The 20,061-nt window shown below is 64.3% G+C and carries 18 protein-coding genes; 8 read left to right on the forward strand and 10 right to left on the reverse strand.

Going from position 1 to position 20,061, the window contains the following annotated elements; translation table 11 throughout:
• Positions 1–266 precede the first annotated feature (266 nt).
• Entirely contained in the window at positions 267–497 is a 231-nt protein-coding gene (locus BMW54_RS05025) for a hypothetical protein (RefSeq protein ID WP_090053473.1), read from the reverse strand.
• 131 nt (positions 498–628) lie between these two features.
• Complete coding sequence (locus BMW54_RS18440; protein ID WP_139206035.1) at positions 629–1,057, reverse strand: hypothetical protein; 429 nt, start codon at positions 1,055–1,057, stop codon at positions 629–631.
• A gap of 1,031 nt (positions 1,058–2,088) precedes the next feature.
• Here BMW54_RS18440 and BMW54_RS18450 point away from each other — a divergent pair.
• The 3 genes from BMW54_RS18450 to BMW54_RS05040 all read left to right on the forward strand — a co-directional run bounded on the left by BMW54_RS18450 (position 2,089) and on the right by BMW54_RS05040 (position 4,925).
• On the forward strand, positions 2,089–2,589 hold the full coding sequence (locus tag BMW54_RS18450) for a hypothetical protein (protein ID WP_139206036.1): 501 nt from the start codon (positions 2,089–2,091) through the stop codon (positions 2,587–2,589).
• A gap of 19 nt (positions 2,590–2,608) precedes the next feature.
• Complete coding sequence (locus BMW54_RS05035; RefSeq protein ID WP_090053477.1) at positions 2,609–3,934, forward strand: XVIPCD domain-containing protein; 1,326 nt, start codon at positions 2,609–2,611, stop codon at positions 3,932–3,934.
• 175 nt (positions 3,935–4,109) lie between these two features.
• Positions 4,110–4,925 carry a GIY-YIG nuclease family protein gene (locus tag BMW54_RS05040; protein ID WP_090053479.1) on the forward strand — a complete coding sequence of 272 codons (816 nt, stop codon included), beginning with the start codon at positions 4,110–4,112 and terminating at the stop codon, positions 4,923–4,925.
• A gap of 496 nt (positions 4,926–5,421) precedes the next feature.
• Here BMW54_RS05040 and BMW54_RS05045 read toward each other — a convergent pair whose 3' ends face one another.
• From BMW54_RS05045 to BMW54_RS05060, 4 genes are all read right to left on the reverse strand, one after another.
• Positions 5,422–6,141, reverse strand: coding sequence for an SDR family oxidoreductase (locus BMW54_RS05045; protein ID WP_090053481.1), 720 nt, complete (start codon positions 6,139–6,141; stop codon positions 5,422–5,424).
• Between the two features lie 97 nt (positions 6,142–6,238).
• A complete protein-coding gene (locus BMW54_RS05050) occupies positions 6,239–6,883 on the reverse strand; it encodes an HD domain-containing protein (RefSeq protein WP_090053483.1) in 645 nt (214 codons plus the stop codon).
• A 17-nt stretch (positions 6,884–6,900) separates the two neighbouring features.
• Complete coding sequence (locus BMW54_RS05055) at positions 6,901–7,362, reverse strand: carboxymuconolactone decarboxylase family protein (protein ID WP_090053485.1); 462 nt, start codon at positions 7,360–7,362, stop codon at positions 6,901–6,903.
• A gap of 8 nt (positions 7,363–7,370) precedes the next feature.
• Complete coding sequence (locus BMW54_RS05060; RefSeq protein WP_090053487.1) at positions 7,371–7,781, reverse strand: cupin domain-containing protein; 411 nt, start codon at positions 7,779–7,781, stop codon at positions 7,371–7,373.
• Between the two features lie 91 nt (positions 7,782–7,872).
• On the opposite strand from BMW54_RS05060, the gene BMW54_RS05065 reads away from it, so the two are divergent.
• On the forward strand, positions 7,873–9,279 hold the full coding sequence (locus BMW54_RS05065; RefSeq protein WP_090053489.1) for a MocR-like pyridoxine biosynthesis transcription factor PdxR: 1,407 nt from the start codon (positions 7,873–7,875) through the stop codon (positions 9,277–9,279).
• A gap of 11 nt (positions 9,280–9,290) precedes the next feature.
• Here BMW54_RS05065 and BMW54_RS05070 read toward each other — a convergent pair whose 3' ends face one another.
• Complete coding sequence (locus BMW54_RS05070) at positions 9,291–12,440, reverse strand: efflux RND transporter permease subunit (protein WP_090053490.1); 3,150 nt, start codon at positions 12,438–12,440, stop codon at positions 9,291–9,293.
• A gap of 213 nt (positions 12,441–12,653) precedes the next feature.
• Between BMW54_RS05070 and BMW54_RS05075 the strand changes: the two genes are divergently transcribed.
• Positions 12,654–13,424, forward strand: a complete 771-nt coding sequence (locus BMW54_RS05075; protein ID WP_090053492.1) for a hypothetical protein — start codon at positions 12,654–12,656, stop codon at positions 13,422–13,424.
• Between the two features lie 296 nt (positions 13,425–13,720).
• Entirely contained in the window at positions 13,721–14,950 is a 1,230-nt protein-coding gene (locus BMW54_RS05080) for an MFS transporter (RefSeq protein ID WP_217642610.1), read from the forward strand.
• A 53-nt stretch (positions 14,951–15,003) separates the two neighbouring features.
• Here BMW54_RS05080 and BMW54_RS05085 read toward each other — a convergent pair whose 3' ends face one another.
• Positions 15,004–16,191, reverse strand: a complete 1,188-nt coding sequence (locus tag BMW54_RS05085; protein ID WP_090053493.1) for an MFS transporter — start codon at positions 16,189–16,191, stop codon at positions 15,004–15,006.
• 88 nt (positions 16,192–16,279) lie between these two features.
• Between BMW54_RS05085 and BMW54_RS05090 the strand changes: the two genes are divergently transcribed.
• The gene (locus BMW54_RS05090) at positions 16,280–16,870 is read left to right on the forward strand and encodes a TetR/AcrR family transcriptional regulator (RefSeq protein WP_090053495.1); all 591 of its coding nucleotides are present in this window, start codon (positions 16,280–16,282) and stop codon (positions 16,868–16,870) included.
• A gap of 28 nt (positions 16,871–16,898) precedes the next feature.
• On the opposite strand, the gene BMW54_RS05095 is transcribed toward BMW54_RS05090, so the two are convergent.
• Positions 16,899–17,546 carry a DsbA family oxidoreductase gene (locus BMW54_RS05095; RefSeq protein ID WP_090053496.1) on the reverse strand — a complete coding sequence of 216 codons (648 nt, stop codon included), beginning with the start codon at positions 17,544–17,546 and terminating at the stop codon, positions 16,899–16,901.
• Positions 17,547–17,762: 216 nt separating this feature from the next.
• Here BMW54_RS05095 and BMW54_RS05100 point away from each other — a divergent pair, with 216 nt between their 5' ends.
• Complete coding sequence (locus BMW54_RS05100) at positions 17,763–18,332, forward strand: DUF2878 domain-containing protein (protein ID WP_217642611.1); 570 nt, start codon at positions 17,763–17,765, stop codon at positions 18,330–18,332.
• 17 nt (positions 18,333–18,349) lie between these two features.
• On the opposite strand, the gene BMW54_RS05105 is transcribed toward BMW54_RS05100, so the two are convergent.
• Positions 18,350–20,029, reverse strand: coding sequence for a ShlB/FhaC/HecB family hemolysin secretion/activation protein (locus BMW54_RS05105; RefSeq protein WP_175472768.1), 1,680 nt, complete (start codon positions 20,027–20,029; stop codon positions 18,350–18,352).
• Positions 20,030–20,061: the final 32 nt, after the last annotated feature.

Below are 20,061 nucleotides of genomic sequence, written 5' to 3' on the forward strand. Positions count from 1 at the left end.
TTCGAGGCCGCCAGCTTTCGGACATCAGGGATGAAGACGTACTACGGTGGTGAGCTACGACGCCGGATGACAACCATGTAACCGATGACGAAGCCCGATTCCATGCCGAACAGAACCGCCATGGACTGCATGAATACGAGGCCCCCACATCGCGCCGGAAGAACTGCATCCAGGCGCCAAACAGAACGACCGCCGTCAGAACGGAGAGGGACCTTCCGGCCGCCCTGCGGAAGTCGGACGCGGTGGGGACGTCGATCCCGTGCATCTCACGGCGGTAGATGTCGCCCCCATTCCCTGAGGGTGAGCGCGAAGCCCTTGAGAGATGACGGCAGCAGTGTGTAGACGAAGAAGACGAAGGCCAGGACACACGTAATGTTCATCACGCGCAGCGGAAGACCCCACAGACCTGCAAGGAGGTTTATGGCAAGTAAGACGAGCATCGCCGTAATTACGTTAAAGCTAACTTTCGCGGATATCTCCTTGAAATAACCAAGCATCCCACCTTCCGTTCGACTATCGCGAGGTAGCTGTTCAACGCTCGCGCATCGCCTCCGCGGTTTCCTGCTGCAACGGCGGACAACAGGTAGTCGATCACCCGCCACGTGCCGGAAGCGCGCAGTTGAAACACTCAGTAAAAGCCGGTTACGCGGAGCTTCGCAGCAATGTTGAGCACCGGTGCGAGCTTGGACTCCAATCGTTTGAACCATTCCGGCTCCTGCCAGTGCCCGTCTTCGGATAACTCGAGTGGCGGAATCCAGTCCTTGTGACGAGGAAATGCGTCCGGAATTGCCCGCGAAAGTTGTGACAGATCTCCTTGTTCGAAACCTCCGTCCATCAGCGCCCTCACCTCTTCCAGGGCACATCGATATCGAGGGGCAAGGTCGGCCTTTGCAGGGATGGCCTCGACCAGAGGAATGAGGTCAACAAGAGACTGCTCAAGCGCGCGTAGCTGCTCTACCCTGTCGTTTGCTGTGTATCGGTACTCCGTCACCGGGCATCCCCTTCGGATTTCATCACGATCTATGTTAAGCCGCAGGCGACGGTCCTGCAGCATCATGGCCCGCCCCGCCTCTTCCGTACCAATCGGCCTTCGACGCGCTCTGAGATCGGACGCCACCCGCGTCCGGTGCTCGTCTTGCCCTAGCCGCTACAAATCCCGCGTGGGCGGCAGTAGTCCTCTCACCCGCGATAACATGGGCAAATCGCCCTACCCTGACGTCCACTTTCGACCAGGAGTGCACAGAGGCAGAAATGGCGAGACGATGAGATTCAAGAGCGAAATTGCTGCCAATGCGGAACGGCACCGGACTAGGCCATTGAGCCGCTCCCCGGTTCGGGACCCCGAACTCCGATATGTCGGCGTTCCGAGCTGCTATCCACTGCTCGCCAATGGCGTTTCGAAACGCCGGATTGCGGAGGGCAAGCGGAGGGTTCAGCGGTGCATACGAGTGCATGCCTTCGGCATGGGCATTCCGCGGCGTGAGCACGAAGTCGGCCAGGCGCTCGGCTTCAAGGCGGAGCATTCGGAGTTCGATGCCATATTAAATCAGGCCCGATGCCCGCACCGTGAACTGGTCAGCATACGCCACGAAAAGCCATCAGCATGACGTCTTGCTGCGAGAGCTTACTAGCCGCTTCGCGATACAGCTGACGGGAAAGATCGAACCCCTACTTATCGTTCAGCACATACCCTCGAGCCGCCCATTATGGGAGGTGGGGCAAATTCTCGTCAGGTTCGCCCGCACCGGCTTGACCGGAGCTACGCCTCGTGTTGGCTAGAAGGATTTTTGTTTCTCCCCGGGTGAAGGGCGCGACTCGTTACTCGAAAAGGTCATCAATCAGCTTCTCGAGGAGTCGGCCATCGGCGTCCGGATTGTAGTTTTTGTCAAACCCGATTCGGTTGAGCAAGTCCGCACAAGCGGAACTGAAATCGGTAATCAAGTCATCGTCGCCCTGTATGGCTAAACTCCGTCGCTCGAAATTGGGCTGCGGCGTCACGAACGGTTCGACCACCAGGCCTAGGAGCATAGGCTTGATCTGCCGGACGTACAGGCTATCGTTGACGCATAAGTGGACGAGGAGAAGACGATGGCTGGACCACATCACGCGGTTGCCGCGCTCGTGCTCATGATTGCGAGCAGTGGAGCGTCACACGCATTGGCCGAAAATGCGCACCCGGCCGTCGCCAAGACCTGCGGCGGTTCGACGATGGTACTTCGCTGCAGCGGAGAGGGCTCAGATTGCTCGCGCACCGAACTGGTCCTCCGCTCGGGTGCGTCGCCGCCCGTTGTCGTCCCCACGCCGCGGGGCCTCGAAAAGTACGATCCGGTGGGGTTGAGCTGCACACATGCGGCAAACGCCAAGCCCTTCTTCGTCGTCGAATACGGGGACGTGTCTCATGCCTGCGCATCGTGCGAATGGCATCACGTCTACACGCCGGACGGGCAGCGCCTGACGGAAAGCGATCCGGCTTTCGTTTCCGACCCATCGCTACCCGGTGCGCAATCGCTGCATCCCAACACCGCCGACTTTATGCGGGTTTCGAAGAACCTGGGCCTATCTAAGGCGCCGATGAGCTACGCGCACTAGCCTGCCATAGGAGTGGAACATGGACGATCAAAGGGACCTCTACGCGCCGTACTTACAGCCTCGCGGGCCGGCGTATCGCGACGACCAGGTGGACTCCCGGCTATCGCATTACAACGACCCGATCGATCGTTCACCCGGCCGGTTCGCCGGCAACTCACACATCCACGGTGACGCGAGCGTCGAGACTCAGGCCGCAGTGATGGATGCGCTGGTGGAGGCGTCTCAACGGGCAGGACTCGATGACAAGGACACGGCTTACGTCCTGGCGACAGCCCGGTTCGAGAGCGGCTTTAACCCGGACGCCGCAGCGGGGCCCACTTCGGCGTACGGAGTCGGACAGTTCGTACGGAGAACGGGACATAGCTATGGCATCTCCGATGCTCAGATCGGCGACCTGACCCGACAAGCCGAAGGACTGGTGGCGATCTACAAGGATAACGCCGCACTAGCTCGCAGCCGCGGCCAAGGCGATGAATACATCTACGCCTACCATCACGATGGCTCCCACGCCAGCCCAGAAGCTCTTGCGCTGTCGCGTCAACACGTTGTCCCCTATGTACCGGCGTTTGAACGCTTCGTCGCCGCCAGGCAGGAACACCACGAACGCCTGCCGGCGGATCCCGAGTTCCACTCTCGCACGCACGTGACGCCTGAACCGGCGCAAGCCGCCTCGCATGCCCTGCGGCACGGATCGCATGGCCAAGCCGTGTCCGATCTGCAGACCCAGCTCGCGCAGCTTGGCTACGCCGACGCGGAGGGCCGGCCCCTTGGTGCCGACGGTCGCTTTGGCGCGGGTACCCAGGCGGCCGTGGAGGCTTTCCAGCGAGAGCATGGGCTGGCCGCCGACGGCATCGCCGGCGCTCGCACCCAGGAGGCGGTCGCGAACGCGCTCGCGCAAGGTGCTACCCGGCCGTTGGACCATCCTGACCACCCGGACCACGCCCTTTTTCTGCAGGTTCGCTCACACGTGTATCGACTGGACGCGGATCTCGGCCGGCCCTCCGATGTCCACAGCGACAACCTGGCCGCCGGACTTACCGTGTCGGCACGACAGGACGGCCTGCTGCGCGTCGACCAGATTGCGCTGTCCGACGACGGTTCGCGCCTTTGGGGAGCACAAAGACCGCCAGGCGTGCGCGATCATTTCTTTGATCGGGTCACGAGTGTATCCACACATGCAGCCATGACCCCGATCGCCGAGACGAGCGTCCAATGGCCGCAAGCCATGCAACAGTTTCAGAGCGCCCAGGCTCAGCAGCAAGCAGAACAGATCCAGGCCATTCAGCAAGCTCCAACGACACAACCTGTTCCGGTAGCACCACCTACACAGGGTTTATCGCAGTAGCGTAGCGGTGGGACACAAGCTGCTTCCTGTACATGCTAAAGATGCGCGATGGAACAGCCCGAGCTTCGGCCCTGCCCCGGCGTTGCCCAAGGATTTCCAAGCTTAGGGCCAGCATACGTCGCTCGCCGAGACCACTTCTTTTCGCCGTCGCCATCCAGCCGCGGCCGGACAAACGATGATCACGATCAACGCGTTGCTCGAAATCAATGGGATCGACCTGAAGACCACCCGCTTGGTGAGGCACCAGGACAAGCGCGGGACATTGGGCCGGACGCCTCACAGCCTTTGGCTCTCCGACGATGGTTCCTTCGATCGTTACCAAGCGATTCAGGGCACCGAGCGCTTCTCAGTCGGCGGTAGCATCGTCTCGTTCGTCGTCACTCCGATCGGCGAGACGATCTTTGTGGGCGTGTACACCGTCGATGCAATAGGGGTAACCGCTGATGATACCGTTGATCCCCTCCTTGGCCACGACGTCACCGGACTCCATTCATACACGCTCTCACCCCACCCTGCGCTTGCTGAATACCGTGGCCGGATTGTCATCGAGTGGGGCCCTGGCGCAAGAGCGTGGGTCCAACGCGGAGGCATGACCAAGCCCGTCATCGAAATCCGGCGAGCACATACAGATCCGCCTTATCCCGGGCACGACGGATTCATGCACACGATCCGCGATCTTGGTCACGTGCCCCAAACGTGGAGGACCGTACTCACAGCAGCGAAGGGCGTTTACCTTTTGGTGTCACTCAAAACAGGGAAGCAGTACGTCGGCAGCGCCACGGGCGAAGATGGGTTCTGGGGTCGATGGGCCACCTACGCGGCGAACGGGCACGGCGGAAACATCGGGTTGAAGCTTGCGTCCGAGGACGACTACGCCGTGACCATCCTGGAGGTCGCATCCTCGAAAGCCTCCGTGGCTGACATCTTGGCCAGTGAGGCGAAGTGGAAGGCCAAACTTCTCACCAAGCTGCACGGAACCAATCGAAACTGATCTGTTGTCGACGAGCGCCTGCGAGATCCGTCGCCATAGTGGTCAAGAGCAGCAATGCGATTAGTGCGGGGCTCATCTCAAGCCCCTCTAGTGCTCAACCGAATAACCAGAGTATGTCTCGCGCTTCGGAACACCGTACACGGCCCGGTACGGAAACATGAGGCGCGCATCCTGCTCTGAAGCCTACTATTCCTTCTTAATCGAGATATTGAACTCGGGATCGTCAACCGACGTCGTCATCGCATGCATAACGACATCGCCCCTCTCGGAAACGTCCACGAACAGCGATCGCGTAGCCGCAGTCGCCATCGGCGTAAGCTCCATCTTACGCCATGCGTTGAAGGCACCGTGACACGAAGTGTCAGGATATCCTGAGGGCACCATTCTTCGTCGCCTAGCAGCACAAAGCCGACACGGGGAGTGCCGAGGCGAAGCGCAAAGATGTGACAGCTGGCTACTGTAGGACAGGCCCCGATGACGTCGACACCAAGCGAGATCAGAACTGCAGCTTGCCGATCGATGCTCCACCGTCCACGTATAGCGTCTGCCCGGTGATAAAGCTTGCCTCCTCTCCCAGGAAGAAATCTATTGCCGCCGCGAGCTCCTCTGGCTTACCGAACCGATTCATGGGTACCGAGGCGAGGTACCGCTGCTCGCCGACGCTCCCGGGCGGATTGTTTTCGCGGAAGAGTACAGTCTCCGTTGGGCCGGGCGCGACCGCGTTCACGGTAATGCCAGTCCGCGCCAACTCCAGGCCCCACGATCGGGTGAAGCTCACCATCGCGCTCTTGGCGGCAGCATAAGCGGTTCGCTCGATCATGCCCAGGATGGTCAGGCTCGAGATATTGACGATTCGCCCCCATCCGCGTTGCCGCATTCCCGGTAGAAGGGCCTGTAGCGTTTGAATCGCCGGACGGAGATTGAGGGCAACCGTCGCATCGAACGTATCGAGATCGATATCATCGATGGCCTGTGGCCGCACCACAGCGACGTTGTTGACTACGCCGTCGAAGGCATAACGGGCGCTCAGCTCGCTCAACGCACGCTTGGTGGCAACGCTGTCGGCGAGATCTAGCGAAACCAACTCGCCAGGAAAGCTCGCATCGGCCTGGCGCGCGACGCCAACGACCTGATGACCAGCTCGGGCGAGCCGTTCAGACAGTGAACGACCAATGCCCTTGCTTGCACCAGTAATGAGAAACGTGCGGGATTGCATGCGTTCTTCTCGTTGAATGGGCCCGGCTGTTGCTAGGCGGAAGGAATTCGCGAGCCACGAATGATGCGGCTCCGGACCAGGCGATGGCGGAGGCGCATCATCGCGCCCATGGTGATTGAAGGATCATGCTGCACAGGTCGACGCGCTGGAAATGAGGGTCCTTGGCGGCCAGGAAATCGTCGTTGAACGTCCCAAACGTACTGTCCGGCCGGTGCCTCAGCCCGTCATAGAACGTGTCGATGATCGCCTGGTTGAAGTCGGTCCCGCGCGGCCAGGCATTCGTCACAGCGCTCCGCTCGGCGTCGGTGAATTGGTCGTAGGCACGGCCCGCCACGTCCATACCTGTCGCCATGTGTAGCAGCGCGGCCTCGGCGTGCATGAATTGAGGGATGCCAGGTGTGGTGTGTAACGCGATAGCAGCCCACACCTTATCGACTTCGGCCCCGGCGACACCGTGGCTGACCAGGAAGTCGCGCGCGGCGTTGGCCCCGTCCACTTCGAAGCGAAGTGTGCTGCCGCGGAACCGTTCCACAAGACCCAGATCGTGGAATAACGCGCCGACGAGTAGTAGTTCAGGATCGAAAACCAAGCCGTCGCGCCGCCCCGCCAAAGCGCCCCACGCGTAAACGCGCATCGAGTGCAGGAAGAGCAACTCACTCTCACAATCGCGGATGAGCTCGATCGCCTGCTGGGCAAGCGGGCTGTCGGGAATATGGATCTCGGGGAGCTGTGGGGCCAACATGGGACGTGCTCCGCGGCTCAACCTTCGGCACGCAATGCAGCTTGCGGAGTATTGCGGAAGCTGATGGCCAGGCGGTTATAGGTATTCATCAAGCCGATGGCGAACGTCAGGTCGACCAGGTCCTTCTCGGTGAAGACAGCTGAAGCAGCCTTGAAATCGTCCTCCGGGACGCCTGTTTCTGCAACCCGGGTCACGGTTTCAGCCCAGGCGAGTGCGGCTTTTTCGCGCTCGCTGAAGACCTTACCTGCTTCGCGCCACGCCTGAAGCAACGCGAGCTTCTCGATGGTCACGCCGCGCTTCATGAGGTCGCGTGTATGCATGTCCAGACAGTAAGCGCAGCCATTGATCTGGCTCACACGCAGGTACACCAGATCCACAAGGATGGGATCGAGGTCGGACTGCGTGATGTAGCCGTACAAAGAGCCGAGCGCTTTGGCGCCTGCAGGTGCCACTTGGGTGTAATTGATGCGAGGAGACATGGCAGTACCTATTTGTCGGGGGTGGTAAGGGGTTGCTCGCCGCTGTCGACGACGAACACGGCAAGCAGCTTGGCCGGCTCGCTCTTGCTCGCATTTCGGCTGATGCGGTGATGTGCACCAGGTGCTTCGTAGAACGACTCCCCGGCGCGGTAGACCTTGGCAGGACCGTCGTCGGCCTGGCTTTCAATCGCACCGGAGACCACGTACGCATAGATAAAAGCGGAGCGGGCGTGGCGATGGGGCGTCGAAGCTCCCGCCGGGGGGTATTCGACCTCCACCGCGACGAGCGATTTGCCCGGAATGTTGGGTATCGAATGGGAGAAGTTAGGTGTCACCACGCCATCATGGGCGAGTGCACAATTCGTCCCGCCGAGTGCAAAGGATAGGAGCGCGGCGAGAAGCAAGCGTTTGGTCGGCATAGGGTCCTCCTTGTCGGAATGACGCAAGCATGCGCCCAGCAAGGTGCATCCAAAAGAACCAAAACTCGATTTTTCCGATGTACCATGAGTCATGACACATGGGCTAAACATCCGAATTGACCGATCGGCCGCATCGACGCTGGCCGAGCAGATCAGGCTGGGAGTGCTATCCGCCATCCGTAGTGGCGCGCTGGCACCAGGGGCGAAGTTGCCGTCCTGGCGTGCCTTAGCGGCGCAGCTGGGCGTGGCTCGCGGCACGGTCAAGGCCGCGTACGAGCGGCTGGCTGACGAACAGGTCATCACCTCGACGCGACCCGGTGGTACGCGGGTCGCCGAACATCCTGGGACCCTGCGGGTCGCCCCGCCGAACGGTTCCGACGATGTGCCGGAGCTCTATCAGCACCTATTCGTCGGGCCCGCGATGTTCCAGATGGGTGTACCGGCCTCCGACTGCTTCCCGGCAAGCCTATTCGCTCGCTTGCGAGCAAATGCCGCCCGGCGTGAGGTTGCGATGCCGGCGGCGTATCCCGATCCACGTGGCGAGCTGGAGTTGCGTCGCGAAATCGCTGCACACCTCGCGATCGCGCGGGGCGTCGCGTGCCGTCCATCCCAAATATTCGTAACCGCCGGTTTTGCCGGCGCATTGGAGCTCACGCTGCGGGTGCTACGCTTGGAAGGCGGAGCAGCCTGGATGGAAAATCCGGGGTTTTTCCAAACTCGTCGCGCGCTTGAGCTAGCCCAGCTTGTTCCCGTTGACGTGCCGGTCGACGACGATGGTATGGACGTCGGCTATGGTGTCGAGACCTTTCCGAACGCGGTGCTCGCTCTGGTAACACCCGGGCAACAGGCGCCACTCGGAGGCACCCTCTCGCTCAGTCGACGAGTGGCGTTGATCGAATGGGCGGCACGCACTGGCGCGTGGATCGTCGAAGACGACTATCTGGGCGAGCTACAACTCCGACGCCGCGCTGCACCTGCGTTGGCGGGTCTGGACGGTCACGGGCGCGTGATCCATATCGGTTCGTTTAGCAAAACCATCAGCCCCACGCTGCGCCTAGGCTTCATCGTTGCGCCTTCGGAGCTGACCGATCGCTTCACGGAGGCGGTGATGTGCCTCGGCTCGGCGCCTGGGCCGGCAGTGCAGCTGGCAACGGCACGCTTCATGGGCGAAGGTCACTACATGCGGCATCTTCGCAGCATGAAGCGTGTGTACGCGGCCAGAGGCGAGGCTCTGCGAAGCAATTTGGAGAACAAAGGCTACCAAGTGAGCATCGGCGGACTCGCCGCGCTTGTGCGACTTGGTGCTGGGGTGTCTGACGTCGCGCTGGCGAAGGAGGCTCGCACTTGGGGCCTTGCACCTGAGCCGCTATCCGCTTGGTTCAGTCCCGCAAGTGCACGACAACCAGGTCTGCTTCTGGGCATCGCCACCGCGGACGAAGCCAGACTCCCGGGCGCGTGTGACCGTCTGCACCGTCTGATCGTCGAGTTCAGCGGGTAAATGCCCTGCGGTCAGGCTATTGGCGAAGCCTCGACACGCGAACCCGTCGCGCCCGATCGCTTGAACGCCTTGCGCTGCGCGCGGTCGTGCTTCCACAGGTAGATCGCCGGCGTGCTGAGCAAGGTAAGCATCTGCGAGACGATCAGTCCGCCGAGCATCGCGATGCCGAGCGGCCTGCGTACGTCCGATCCGACACCGAACCCAATCGCGAGCGGCAGCGCCGCACCCATCGCGGCGAGCGTCGTCATGGTGATCGGACGGAACCGGACCAGCGCGGCTTCCGTGATGGCCTCCACCGGCCCCATGCCGTGTCTCCGTTCGGCGACCAGCGCGAAATCAACCATCATGATGGCGTTCTTCTTGACGATGCCGATGAGCATAAGCACGGCGATCACGGACATGAGCGTGAGCGGGGTCTGTGTCACGAGCATGGCGAGGTAGGCGCCCATGCCCGCCGCGGGGAGCGTCGACAGGATCGTGAGCGGATGGACGAGGCTCTCGTAGAGCATGCCCAGCAGGACGTACATGATCACGATCACGGCGACGAGCATCACGATGGCACCCACGACCGCCTCGATGAGTTTCTGGTTGCTGCCCGAATAATCGCTCTGCACCCCCGGAGGCAGCCTCGCCTGGTCGACCAGGTCGTCCACGATCTTGATGCCTTCGACCTGGCTGACACCCGGTGCGAGGTTGTACGTGATGGCGGAGGATTCCAGCTGGTTCCAGTGGCTGACCGCCGTCGGCGTAATGGACGGCGCGATGCTCGCGACCGCCGATAGTGGGATCATGCGCCCCTGTGCGCCGCGGACGTAGGTGTTCAGAAGAGTGCCCGGCTGCAGCGAGCTCGCTCCCGAGGACGTCAGCACGACGCGATACTGGTTGATGTCCGAATAGATGGTCGATACGGGCCGTTGCCCGAAGGCGTTGTACAGCGCCTCGTCGACCCTGCTCATCGTCACCCCGAGCCGCGAGGCCGCCTCGCGGTCCACGGTCACGGACTGCTCCATGCCGATGCCGTCGAAACTCGTACCTACGTCGCGCAGCTGGGGAAGCGCACGGAACCGCTTCGCCAGTTCGAGCGTGGTGTCCTGCAGGCTTCGTCCGGAGGAACTGGTCAGCTGCATCTGGTACTGGCCACCACCCGAACGGGTGTCCCCGCCGCCGCCGAAGAACTGCACCGCCGTGAGTGCCACCTCGAGGTCGCCCCACCCCTTGAACGTCTCGCCCAGGCGCTTGATCACCTCGTCGACCGAGGCGTCCCGTTCCGCGAAAGGTTTCAAATCGATGTAGAACGACGCCGTGCTTCCGACGGCGCCGCCGGGACCATTCGCACCGCCGAGCACGGTGGTGACATCCAGAACGTCCGGGTCCGCGAGCATGACGGCGGAAACGTCCCTGGCGCGCCGCGCGAGCTGATCCGGCGACACGTTCGCATCGGTACGCACGTTCGCCTGCAGCATGCCGAGGTCCTCGTCGGGCATGATGCCGCCACCGGCCGTCATCGCGACGGCGACCGCCATGAGGACGGTCAGCGCGATGAGGGCCACCGGTTGCCAGCGCATGATCCTGCGGTGACGCATGGCCCATGCGAGCATCCGCTGGTAGACACGCAGCATCGCGTCGTCGAATCGCTCCAGACGACGCTCGAGCGTGGCGAACCGATGGCTATCGCTGCCGGTGCGCCGTTGGAAGAAGTGCGCGCAGAGCGCCGGCGCGATCGTGAGCGAAACCACCGCGCTCACGATGATCGCCGCGGTGAGCGTGACGGAGAACTCCCGCACCAGCGATACGAAGATGTTGTTACCGAACACCATGGGCGCGAAGACGGCGATGAGCGAGAGCGTGATGGAAACGACCGTGAACCCGATTTCCTTCGTGCCCACCAGCGCCGCGTCGAGTGGCGACAGCCCCAGTTCCATGTGCCGCACGATGTTCTCGATCACCACGATGGCGTCGTCCACGACGAAACCGATCGCGAGCACCAGCGCGATGAGGGACAGCGTGTTGAGCGAGAAACCGAACATCCACATGGCCACGAAGGCACCGGCCAGCGACAACGGCACGCTCGCCATGGCGATCAGCATCGGCCCCCATTGGCGGAGGAACACGAGCATTACCGCGGCGACGGTCAGCACGCTCAGCAGTAACGTCAGCTCCACCTCGTGAAGCCCCGACCGGGTGGTCTGCGTCAGGTCGAAGATGGGCCGTATCGTGATGTCCTTCGGGAGCAGCCCGCGCAGTTCGGGGAGTCTGGACCGGATCGTTTCCACCGTGGCGACGGCGTTCGCCTCCGGTCGCTTGCTGATCTGCATGACGACCGTCCGTTCGCCATTGAACCACGCGCCCTGGTACTGATCCTCCGGTCCGCTCGTCACGCGACCCACGTCGGACAAACGGACAGGTACGTTGTTGCGCACGGCGATCAGCAGGTGGTCGAACTCAGCGGCCGTCTGCATGGCGTCGGTCGCCACCACGGTCATCTGCGTGTGACCGCTCCGGATGACGCCGAGCGCCGACGTGACATTGGCCGCGACCAGCGCGTTACTTACATCGTTCGCGGTGATGCCCTTCGCCGACAGGGAGAGGTTGTCGAGCTCGATCCGGATCGCGTGCGGCGATCCGCCCGAAAGCTGCACATTTGCTACCCCCTCGATCTGCGCGACGGCCGGCTTCGCGAGCGTGTCGGCCAGGTCGTACAGTCGGTCCGGCGGGAGGCTCGTCGAGGTCAGCGTCACCAACAGGATCGGCATCTGCGACGTATCGAATTTCGCGTACTGCGGTGGATTGGGCATGCCCGTCGGCAGGTCCACGGCGGACGCATTGATGGCGGCCTGGACGTCGCGCGCGACCGAGTCGGTATCCACCCCGAACTCGAACAATATCTGGACCTGCACCGATCCCTCGTTCGCGATACCACTCATCTGCTTCACGCCGGGGATGCGTCCCAGGTACCGCTCGAGGGGCGCCATGACCGTGTTGGCCATCGTGTCGGCATTGGCGCCGGGCATCTGTGCGAAGACGACCACGGCGGGAAGATCCAGCGAAGGCAACGCGGCGACGCCAAGCAGCATGTACGCCCACGTGCCGGCGATGAGCAATCCGATCCCCAGCAACGATGCACCGGCGGGACGTCGGATCAACGGCGCGAAGATGTTCATTGTCGTTCCATGACCCCAAAGGCGCGTTTGCCCCACCCTACCGGCAACACCCACCCACGCCGCATGTGCCTTTCGTCAGCACCTGAGGTTTCCTTGCGGTGTTGGAGAGCCCCGGACTAGCATCCAGCCAGCGACGCGTCCGACGGTGTCGATTTCCGGGTTGCTCATTCGACGCCTATATGTGGCGACCTCCGCCATCCAGGAGAACTCCGAATGAACGTCCATACCGCCCCGTCCCGTCCCGGCATCGTCCGCAGCGGCCAACTCGGCCGCGTCGCCGCCTGTGCCGTCACCCTCCTCCTCGGCCTGGCCAGCGCGTCGCTCCATGCCGAAGACGTCACCCGCATGGCGCCGGTCGACGCCTATCTCATGGACCGAGCCGCGGAGATCACGCTGGCCAGGAGTGCGGCCCCCGAGTCGATCTCGAAGGACGCCACCGTCCTGGGACTGACCCGCAAGGGCTACGAGACCGCGGTGAAGGGCACCAACGGCTTCGTCTGCTACGTGGCCCGTGGCTTCAGTGGCGCTCCCGACTGGCCCGAACGCTGGGACCCGAAGATCCTGGCGGCCGCCTGCGACAACCCGACCGCGGTCCCGACCATGACGGCGCTGCTCAAGCTCCGCACCGCCCTGACACTGGCCGGCAAGACTGATGCGGAAGTCATGGACCGCATCAAGACGGCCCTCCGGACCGGCGCCATCCCGCCGCTACAGGCCGGCGCCATGTGCTACATGATGTCGAAGAACGCGTATCTATCCGCGCAAGGCGAGCACAACATGGCGCACATCATGTTCTACGTGCCGGCCAGGGATGGAACCACGTGGGGAGCGAACCTGCCGGGATCGCCGCTGATCGGCGGAAACTATTGGTACCTGCTTCCGGGGCATGATGCCGACGCCGCCACCCTGCCCCCGATCTCCGTGTTCCTGCTGGCGACCAGCACGTACTCGGACGGGACGCCGGTAGCGCCTCACGTCATGTGAGGATCGACTCCGTACCGGCGCGAGCAGCAGGCTCGCGACCATGAGCGCCGGCCCGGCGATGACCACGGTCAGGGTCCGCCGGGATGCCGCCAATGCGTTGCCACAAAGCGCTAACGCAAAGAGGCTGCGACGGACTGCCCACACACCTCTTTGCAACGATTTACGTGCCCGCGCTGCGCGACGCGTGGTATTCCGGATCAGTCCTCCGTCCACCGACTTCCGCCACGAGCGGGCTCGTTAACGGGTTTGGTCTAACTGAAGGTTTCAGCCATGCATGAGAAAGCGTACGAAGCCCAATGCGCCGCCGTAAGCACGCACGCCGACGAGACTCGCATCCTGCGCCGCTGCGGACTCACCCTCTTCGCACTGGCGCTTGGCAGCTTCTGCATCGGCACTTCGGAATTCGCGAGCATGGCATTCTCCAGCTTTTCGCAGGAAGCCTCGGTATTTCGATCCCCGAGGCGACGGATGCGATCACGGCGTACGCCTTCGGCGTGGTCATCGGCGCGCCGCTCATCACGCTTGCCGCCGCACGGTGGAACCGCAGGAACCTCCTGCTGGCGCTGATGACGCTGTTCGTGATCGGCAACGTGCTCTCCGCCTGCGCCCTCAACCTGGGCATGTTCGCCGCCGCGCGCTTCATAAGTGGTCTTCCCCAGGGCGCCTACTTCGGCGCCGGCGCGGTCGTCGCCTCGTACATCGTCGGTCCCGGCAAGGGTGGCCGGGCCTTCGCCATCGTCATGACGGGGCTCACCGTCGCTACCATCGTCGGCTCGCCGATGGCGACCTTTCTCGGTCAGCATCTGGGATGGCGGAATACGTATTTCGCTGTCGCCGGCCTTGCGGCGCTCGGCTTCCTGGCGCTGTTCGCGTGGGTGCCGCGCACGAATGCCCTGAATGGCGGACCGGTGGTACAGGAGCTGGCCTCGTTACGGAAGGGCCTGGTGTGGCTCACCATGCTGGTGGCCGCGCTCGGTATCTCGAGCATCTTCGCCGTATATACCTTTGTCGGCCCGTTCGTTACTGAAGTGGACATGCTCGGCCCCGCGTGGATACCCGTTGCCCTCGCCGCTTACGGCGTCGGCATGACCCTCGGAAACCTGGTGGGCGGGCACCTCGCCGACCACTATCGCTATCGAGGCCTCGTCGTTGGCTTCATTGGCGCACTCGTCGTGCTGGCGACGCTTGCGACCCAAGGCACGGAACCCTGGGTGATGGTGGCCTGCCTTTTCGGCGTAGGAATGACGATGATGATGGCCATCCCGACGATCCAGGTCCACCTCACCCAGGCTGCCCCCGAGGCACCCACCCTCATGGGCGCGATGAATCTCGCGTCGCTGAATCTCTCCAACGCGATCGGCGCGTGGTCCGGGGGCCTTTTCGTCGCCGCGAACCTGGGTTACCTCGCGGCGGCATGGGCAGGCTTCATCTTCACGTCGCTCGGACTGCTGGTCTTCTGCATCACGCACTGGAGATTGCGGAACGCCGTGCCCGCATCCAGCGCCGCGATGGCGACGTCAGCGTAACATCCGCGTGGGACAGCATGGCGGCATATACTCGGCTCAAGTGCCTCCGCGCGTCACGAGAGCGCCGCGGCATGCACGTGCCGCGCCCGCGCAACGATCCACGCGAGCGCGGCCAGGGCCAGCGCCACGATGATCGCGCCATACACGTTCGCCGCGGCGAGCAGGCCCTGATGCTGCGCGAGGTAGCCCACGGCGATGGTCGGCACGCTGAAACTCAGATAGCTCTGGATATAGAACGCGGCCATGAGCGCGCTGCGTTCGTGCGGCTCGGCGAGCGGTACGATGCTGCGCACGGCACCGAGGAACGAGGCGCCGAAGCCGGCACCCGCGACGATCGATGCGATCAGCAGGAACGCGCCCGAGCCGACGTTCGCGCCGACCAGTACGAGCACGAGGCCGCCCGCCAGCGCGATCGCGCCCTGCTTGAGCGACCGTAGCGCCGAATGATTGAGGCCCTGCAGCACCGCGAACGCGCCGCTCACCATCAGGGCGGTCACGACGAGTCCGCCGATCCACGGCGACGTCGCGTGGGTGGTCTTCGCCACCAGCGAAGGCATCAGGGAAAGATAAAAGCCGCCCAGCATCCAGGCCGCGCCGTTGAGCGGCGTCACGGCGCTGAACGCGGCCGATGCCCTTGCCGGCACACGGACGTGCGGACGCAGGCTCGCCCACGCGCCGGGCTTCATCGCCGCGGTTTCGGGTGTGACGCGCGTCAGCAGCGCGGCGATGACGAGCAGCACGATCAGCACGACGAACACCGTGCGCAGCGGCGCCGGGGCGAGCACGACGAGCGCGGTACTACCGAGGGCGCCCGCGCCCAGACCGAGCATCGGAGCGAGGCTGTTCACCGTCGCGCCGCGCTGCCGGTCCAGGTCGAGGATGGCGGCCGCGAGCGTCGACATGCCGATGCCCGTCGCGACACCCTGCAGCACGCGCGCCGCGACGAGCCAACCGGGGCTGCTGGCCTCGAGGAAGACGAGCATCGCGACGATATCCAGGCCTATCGCGCCGCCGATCACCGACCTGCGGCCCAGATGGTCGGACAGTCGCCCGGCGAAGAGCAGCGCCATCAGCAGCGCGAACGCATACACCGCGAAGATCACGCTCAGCAGCGTCGGCGTGAACTGCCACGTCGCCTGATAGATCCGGTAAAGGGGCGTCGGCGCGGTGGAGGCCGCGATGAAGACGATCAACGAGGCGGTATGCACCGCCATCGGCCAGCGGGTGTGCGAGGCGTTCATGGGGCAGGCCTAAAGCAAAGAATGCGCTTTAGTCTACGCTTCCTCAAGCTTAAAGCAATGGATTTGCGTTAGTGATACACTTCGATGCATGAACGAGACCTCCTCCGTCCCCCCGCGCGCCCCCGGCATCCGCCCGGGCGGCCGCAGTGCCCGGGTTCAGGCGGCCGTGCATCAGGCGGTGAACGAACTGCAGGCCTCCGACCGCGACGGCGTGACGGTGCCGGCCATCGCCGCCCGCGCGGGCGTCACGCCGTCCACGATCTATCGCCGTTGGGGCGATCTTGCGCAGCTGCTGGCCGACGTCGCGGTCTCGCGGATGCAGCCGGACACCCCGCCCGCCGACACAGGGGCTTACCGGAGCGATCTGCTCACGTGGCTCGAGCAGTATCGCGACGAGATGTCGTCGGACCCCGGCCGATCCCTGTTGCGTGACATCCTCAGCGCCCAGGGTCGCGACAACCCGGGGCGTTGCGCGAGTTTCTGCGCGCAACAACTCGAAGCCATCGCGGAGCGTGCGTCGGGGCGCGGCGAGCATCCCGCGCCGACCGACGCGTTGCTCGACGGCGTCGTCGCGCCGTTGATCTACCGGATCCTGTTCTCCGCGGACACGCCCTCTACCGACGACGTCACGCGTTGGGTCGACGCGGTGCTCGAAAGGCAGGGCGCGGGCGTCGCCTGAATCGGCCGCCCGCGGTGACCGCGATGCATCAGCCTTCGGCGGCGATCTTCCGGAGCTGGCGTTCGAACTCTTCCGGCGGCTGGCCGCCGGAGATCAGATAGCGGTCGTTGACGATGACGGCTGGCACGCCAGTGATCCCGCGGCTCTGCCAGAGGGCCTCGCTGCGACGTACGTCGTCGCCGTATCGATCGGACGCGAGGACGGCGCGTGCTTCGACCGGGTCGAGCCCGGCCTTCTCCGCCGCGGCGACGAGCGCGTCGTGATCGCCAGGGTCCGTCTGGTCGGTGAAGTTCAGGATGAACAGCTGGCGTTTCAGTGCCTGCTGCCTGCCCGTGCCCGCCGCCCACGCCATGAGGCGGTGCGCGTCGAACGTATTGTAGATGCGCGTGTCGTCGGAGGTATTGAACGTGAAACCGACGGTGGCGGCGCGCTCCTTGATGCGTTCGCGGTTCATGCGGGCTTCGTCCGCCGGAATGCCGTACTTCGCGACGATGTGCTCCACCGTGTTCTCGCCACCGGCGCGCATCGACGGATTGAGTTCGAACGGATGGAACGCGATGTCGGCGTCGACGACGCCGTCGAGGCGCTCCAGCGCGCGTTCCAGCCCGCCCAGCCCGATGGCGCACCAGGGGCACGCGATATCGGAGACGAAATCGATCTTCAGTTTCTTGGACATGACATCAGCCTCGACAGGAATGGCGCCATGTTACGCCGGCCCCGCCTTCGTCGGATGCAAACCGCGAGGTGAGTCGCACATGGTATTGACGCTGCATCCAAACCGGCGCCTTTTCACGTAACACTCCCGACCACCACCGGAAGTGACGATGCGCACGCCTGCCCCGCCCGATGTCCACAACCGTGCGACACGCCGACCGTTGCCGGGCCGCGCGCTATGACGATCGACGGGTCCGCCCTGGCGAAGTTGTTCAACGCGATCGGCTATCAGGCCGTGTGGTTCGCGCTGGTCGTCGGCGCGGCGCGCGGCGACACCGGCTGGGCGTTGCTGGCCGCTGCCGTGTTCGTGGCGATACAGGTGGCGCTGGGCGGGCGCTTCGTCGCCGAATTGAAAGTCCTCGGGCTCGCGCTGCTGTGCGGCCTGATCGTCGACGGCGTGCCTTCTCTGGCCGGCTGGTGGCGCTATGCGTCGCCGTCGCCGTCGCTCCCGCCAGGCGGCGCGCCTGTCTGGATCCTCGCGCTGTGGCTGTGTTTCGCCACCACGCTCAGCCGGTCGCTGTCGTTCCTGCGGCGGCGACGTGGCGTCGCCGCCGTGCTGGGTGCGATCGGCGGCCCGATGGCCTATCTGGCGGCCGCGCGTGGCTGGAACGCGGTCGTGTTACCCGAGCATCCCTATCCCGCCGTGGCCTGGCTGGCGGTCGGCTGGGCGATCGCCCTGCCCGTGCTGTCGCACGTCGCCACCGCGACGGCGACTACCCTTCCCAAGGCACGATCCGATCGGACCTGAAGCCACGACGCCCTTCGTCAGAAGCCTTTCTGGATCTGCACCCACGCACGCCAGTCGTGCGTTTCGCCCACGATCTCGGGCCGCGCGCCAATCGGATGCGCGACATCGGCCGCGAGCGACCACTGGTCGTCGCCCTGCCAGCGCAGGCCCACGCCCGCGTCCTGCATGTGCGCGCGATTGGTGCCCGGGGCGAAGCGGTCCTTGTAGATCGTGGCGCGGCCGGCGTCGGCGAACGCGGTCGCCACCCAGGTGCCGGTCATGCCGAAGTTCAGCGTGCGACGGAACTCGAGGTTGAGCATCTGCCCCTGCGTGCCCGAGAGCGCACCGGTGTCGTAGCCGCGGACGTTGTTGGCGCCGCCCAGGTAGAACTGCTCGGACGTGTCGATGTTGCGGTTCGCCCACTGGCCCTGGAAGCCGATGTAGATGGCGTTGTTCTCCGACAGCTTCTGCAGGCGAGCGACCGAGAGCGTGTACTTGAGGTAGCGCCCCTTCGTGCGCGCGCTGATCAGGTCGACGAATTCCGCGAAGTCGTCGTCGAACCCGAGGCGGCCGTAGGTGGCCGTGACGTTGAAGTTCGTCACACCGTTCGCGTCCCGCCGATCGCCGGCCACCGTCGCGGTCCATGCATATGTGTGACGTCGCGTGCGGATGCCGACGACATCGATATCGTCGTCGAGGCGGCGGCGATCGAAGCCGAGCTGGCCGTACAGGTTGCCGTCGGTCGTGCGCACGAACGGGTGGCTGATCCAGGCGCTGGCGACGTTCGCCGTGCCGTGCGCGTCGAGCGCGCGCAGGTCGCCCTTGAGCTTGTAGTCGAGGTTGGAAAGCGCGGCGCCAACCACCGTGCCCTGACCGTTCAGCAGATAGCGGTAGGCAAGGCGTCCATAGTTCATGTTCTCGCCGGCGGTCACGGCCGTCGCGTCCAGCGCATCGCCCTGATGGGCAAGGCCGTTCACGCTGAACGTGCCGGTGGCGCGAGCGCGGCCCGTGTAGCGATTGCCGTAATCGTCCAGCGCGACGATGCCCGTATAACGCTGGCGGTCGTCGGTGCGCACGGCCAGGTCGGACGTGCCCGGTTCCTCGCCCGGCCGAAGCACGGAGGTTTCGGTCACGCCTGGCACGTCGCCGAGCAGCAGCAGGCTGCGATCCAGTCCGTGCTCGGTGATCGGCGCGCCGCCGCGCAACGGATCGAGCGTGCGATCCAGCACGCGATCGTTGGTGGACGAATGGTTCTCGAGCACCACCTTGCCGAGACGGGCTTCCTGCACGGCGATGCGCACCGTGCCGCCGGACAGCACCTGCTGCGGCACGTACGCCATGCTGAGCGGGTAGCCCCTGGCGCGGTACGCCTCGGTGATGCGCGCGGCGAGCGCGTTGAGCTGGCCGAGCGTGAGGTCCTGGTTCTCGCCCGAGGCGACCAGCGCGTGCAGCTCGTCCGCCGGAATGAGCGTCGCGCCCGTGACCTCGATGCGGCCGACGTGGAACGGCGCGCTGTCCGCGGTCGAGACGGGCGCGGCCGGCGGAAGGCGCAGGCCGGTATCGTCGGCCTTCTGCGGCGGCGGAGGCGGCGGCAGCTGGTTGAGCAGGTCGCCCGCCTGCGGCGTGCGCACCTGGGCCTGCGCCGTGGAAGCCAGTGCGAGCAGGATGCAGGCGGCGAGGCGGCGGGTGTGGCGGCGGTGGAGCGGAACCATGGTCATCGTCGAACCGTTACTGAAAATGGAGTGGATAC

The sequence above is a fragment of the Luteibacter sp. 329MFSha genome, assembly GCF_900111665.1.
In the GTDB taxonomy this organism is placed as follows: Bacteria; Pseudomonadota; Gammaproteobacteria; order Xanthomonadales; family Rhodanobacteraceae; genus Luteibacter.

Excerpts from the sequence above, each read along its gene's own strand:
- BMW54_RS05105 (WP_175472768.1), bottom strand. The coding sequence starts at position 20,029 with ATGACCATGGTTCCGCTCCACCGCCGCCACACCCGCCGCCTCGCCGCC.
- BMW54_RS18440 (WP_139206035.1), bottom strand. The coding sequence starts at position 1,057 with ATGATGCTGCAGGACCGTCGCCTGCGGCTTAACATAGATCGTGATGAA.
- BMW54_RS05070 (WP_090053490.1), bottom strand. The coding sequence starts at position 12,440 with ATGAACATCTTCGCGCCGTTGATCCGACGTCCCGCCGGTGCATCGTTG.
- BMW54_RS05100 (WP_217642611.1), top strand. The coding sequence starts at position 17,763 with ATGACGATCGACGGGTCCGCCCTGGCGAAGTTGTTCAACGCGATCGGC.
- BMW54_RS05085 (WP_090053493.1), bottom strand. The coding sequence starts at position 16,191 with ATGAACGCCTCGCACACCCGCTGGCCGATGGCGGTGCATACCGCCTCG.
- BMW54_RS05045 (WP_090053481.1), bottom strand. The coding sequence starts at position 6,141 with ATGCAATCCCGCACGTTTCTCATTACTGGTGCAAGCAAGGGCATTGGT.
- BMW54_RS05025 (WP_090053473.1), bottom strand. The coding sequence starts at position 497 with ATGCTTGGTTATTTCAAGGAGATATCCGCGAAAGTTAGCTTTAACGTA.
- BMW54_RS05080 (WP_217642610.1), top strand. The coding sequence starts at position 13,721 with ATGCGCCGCCGTAAGCACGCACGCCGACGAGACTCGCATCCTGCGCCG.
- BMW54_RS05060 (WP_090053487.1), bottom strand. The coding sequence starts at position 7,781 with ATGCCGACCAAACGCTTGCTTCTCGCCGCGCTCCTATCCTTTGCACTC.
- BMW54_RS05050 (WP_090053483.1), bottom strand. The coding sequence starts at position 6,883 with ATGTTGGCCCCACAGCTCCCCGAGATCCATATTCCCGACAGCCCGCTT.
- BMW54_RS05075 (WP_090053492.1), top strand. The coding sequence starts at position 12,654 with ATGAACGTCCATACCGCCCCGTCCCGTCCCGGCATCGTCCGCAGCGGC.
- BMW54_RS18450 (WP_139206036.1), top strand. The coding sequence starts at position 2,089 with ATGGCTGGACCACATCACGCGGTTGCCGCGCTCGTGCTCATGATTGCG.
- BMW54_RS05095 (WP_090053496.1), bottom strand. The coding sequence starts at position 17,546 with ATGTCCAAGAAACTGAAGATCGATTTCGTCTCCGATATCGCGTGCCCC.
- BMW54_RS05035 (WP_090053477.1), top strand. The coding sequence starts at position 2,609 with ATGGACGATCAAAGGGACCTCTACGCGCCGTACTTACAGCCTCGCGGG.
- BMW54_RS05040 (WP_090053479.1), top strand. The coding sequence starts at position 4,110 with ATGATCACGATCAACGCGTTGCTCGAAATCAATGGGATCGACCTGAAG.
- BMW54_RS05055 (WP_090053485.1), bottom strand. The coding sequence starts at position 7,362 with ATGTCTCCTCGCATCAATTACACCCAAGTGGCACCTGCAGGCGCCAAA.
- BMW54_RS05090 (WP_090053495.1), top strand. The coding sequence starts at position 16,280 with ATGAACGAGACCTCCTCCGTCCCCCCGCGCGCCCCCGGCATCCGCCCG.
- BMW54_RS05065 (WP_090053489.1), top strand. The coding sequence starts at position 7,873 with ATGACACATGGGCTAAACATCCGAATTGACCGATCGGCCGCATCGACG.